Origin of the sequence: Stenotrophomonas sp. HMWF003 (assembly GCF_003061285.1) — a bacterium.
GTDB classification, from domain to species: domain Bacteria; phylum Pseudomonadota; class Gammaproteobacteria; order Xanthomonadales; family Xanthomonadaceae; genus Stenotrophomonas; species Stenotrophomonas maltophilia_AP.
On record NZ_QAIW01000406.1, the window covers coordinates 1 to 701 of the forward strand.

Annotated in this window: 1 protein-coding gene; it reads right to left on the reverse strand. The window is 68.0% G+C overall.

Annotation, left to right across the window (positions count from 1 at the left end):
* Positions 1-209: 209 nt before the first annotated feature.
* A complete protein-coding gene (locus DBR34_RS17385) occupies positions 210-596 on the reverse strand; it encodes a hypothetical protein (RefSeq protein ID WP_128097716.1) in 387 nt (128 codons plus the stop codon).
* Positions 597-701: the final 105 nt, after the last annotated feature.

Consider the following 701-nt stretch of genomic DNA (forward strand, 5'->3'; position numbering starts at 1 on the left):
GGCCGGGCCGCGGAGCGGGACTTGCAGCGTGTCCCGCACCCCCACCCGGGCCAGTCAGCCCGCAGCAGGCGATGCGCATGGTGCTTATTGCCGTTGCCTTCGCAGTCACTCAGTACCGATAAACAATAGCGGCGCCCAAGGGCGCCGTTGTTGGAATAGTACGGGACGGTGGCTCGGAGGCCGACGTCAAATACGGCGGTGCCGCCGGCTCAGGGGGTGATGTCGCGGTAGCCGGTCTTGTCCAGCACCGCCACCTGCTTGCCGCTGTCTTCATCGATGAAGCGCAAGGGGCGGGCGGGGGCCTCGGTGCTGCCGGTCAGGACATACGCTACGCAGGACGCCATCAGCACGCGGTGGGAGAATGGGGTGTACGCCCAGGTCGGGCTCGTGGTGACATCGCCGCCGTCCTTGCCGGCCTTCTTCAGGCTCAGCGCGGCCGAGGCCTGCAGGCTCTTGACCAGGTCGCCGCAGGTCGCCGCGACCTCCTCGGGCAGGACCACCGGCCCTTCCGTGGACGACGGGTCCATCACCACCGACGCGGTCGCGTCATATCCCCCCAGCAGCAAGGTCAGGGAGAGAATCGCGCGCTTGTACATGGGTCTTCCTTGAAGGGTGCGCCGCGGCGCAATCAAAAAGTGTAGCGCGCGTGGCGTGGCGTTGCGGCGGGCCGTCTACCCCGGCCACGGTGGAAAGCCGGACGC